General features: G+C 66.5%; 1 protein-coding gene and 2 pseudogenes. All 3 read left to right on the top strand.

What is annotated here, in order from left to right:
• Positions 1-280 (top strand): annotated as a pseudogene (locus tag VNR91_RS08755) (hypothetical protein); the annotation flags it as partial.
• A 34-nt stretch (positions 281-314) separates the two neighbouring features.
• The gene (locus VNR91_RS08750; protein ID WP_325490384.1) at positions 315-1070 is read left to right on the top strand and encodes an AraC family transcriptional regulator; all 756 of its coding nucleotides are present in this window, start codon (positions 315-317) and stop codon (positions 1068-1070) included.
• A gap of 13 nt (positions 1071-1083) precedes the next feature.
• A pseudogene (locus VNR91_RS08745) lies at positions 1084-1585 on the top strand (D-aminoacylase); the annotation flags it as partial.

The following is a 1585-nucleotide window of genomic DNA, read 5'->3' as shown; positions in this document are numbered from 1 at the left end:
CGGCGACTGGCGTGCATTCGTCGGCGGCAACGTCCAGTATCAGTCGCGGCGCTGGTCGAACATCGAAGGCGTGTTCCTATCGGTTCCGCTGGAAGCCTATGAAACGGTGGACCTCCACCTCGGCATGCGGTCGGACCAGTTCGACATCACGCTGTTCGCGAAGAATATCTTCGACGTTTATGCGGGCGTCGCGGACAACAGCACGATGTTCTTCGCGCCGGCCAAGATGGGGATTAACACGCCGCGGACCATCGGCATCAGCTTCAGCCAGAGGTTCTGACGAGGGGCGCCGACCACGCCGGGAGGGAGGATGAATGCTTCAGCGCCGTTGCAGCCAGCCCGATCCGGACCCGCCGCTTTCGCGCAGCGATGCGGCCAGCGCCGAAGGGCGGATTCTGTTCACCCTGTTGGGGATCGTCGTGGTCAGCGTCGACAATGGCAGCTGGGTGCTGCCGCCGCAGCGCGCGCTCTGGGTGCCCGCGGGGGTCGACTACAGCAGCTTCGCCCGGAAGTCGGGCGAACTGCGCAGCTTTGCGCTCGCCGGCACCGAAAGCATGGCGGTGCCCGGCGAAGTGCGCCTGCTCAACCTGTCCCCCTTTTTCCGTGAATTGCTGATCGAGGCCTCGCGCAGCGCGGATATCGCCGAATCGACGATGCGGGGCGCCTGGCTGAAGTCGCTGATCCTCAGCGAGTTTGAGGAAAAGCTGCACCCGGCAGGCCGGATGGTCGCGCCCAAGGACAGCCGCTTGCTGAATATCTGCCAGGCGATCCTGGCTGACCCGTCGGACAATCGCACCATCGACGAATGGGCGCGAACGATCGGCATGAGCCGGCGCGCATTGACGCGCAATTTTCGCCAGCAGACCGGGTTGAGCCTCGCCGTGTGGCGGCAGCAGGCGCGGCTCGAGGAGGCGACGGCGCGGCTCAGGATGGGCGAGTCGGTGACGCGTGTAGCCTATGAGGTCGGCTATGAGAGCATCGCGACCTTCAGCATGATCTTTCGCCAGAATTTCGGCATGTCGCCATCGCGCTACGCCCGCTCGGACGCGGCGGCCGGCCTGGGTGGATAGAACCGGCCGATGGATGGCGGCGCTCGCCACCCTACTGCTGGTCGGATGCGCAGCGCCGCAGCAGCCCTCTTATGATCTGCTGATCCGGAACGGGACGATCTACGACGGGTCGGGGCGCGCGCCCTTCACGGGCGACGTCGCTGTGCGGGGCGACCGCGTCGTCTATGTCGGCGGGCATGCGCCGGGCATCGCGCGCCGGACCATCGACGCCACCGGCAAGGCGGTGGCGCCGGGCTTCATCAACATGCTCAGCTGGTCGACCGAATCGCTGCTGGTCGACGGGCGGGGGCTGAGCGACCTTCGCCAGGGCGTGACACTCGAGGTGATGGGCGAAGGCAGTTCGATGGGACCGCTGACCCCGGCGATGGCGAAGACGCTGGTCGCGCAACAGGAAGAGGGCATCCGCTATCCGGTGCGCTGGACGACGCTGGGCGGCTATCTGGACCATGTCGCGGGGAAGGGGATCGCGCCCAATATCGCATCCTTCGTCGGCGCCGCAACGGCGCGCGAGATGG

The sequence above is a fragment of the Sphingomonas sp. genome, assembly GCF_035555815.1.
In the GTDB taxonomy this organism is placed as follows: Bacteria; Pseudomonadota; Alphaproteobacteria; order Sphingomonadales; family Sphingomonadaceae; genus Sphingomonas.
This window is presented reverse-complemented; position numbering and strand designations above follow the sequence as displayed.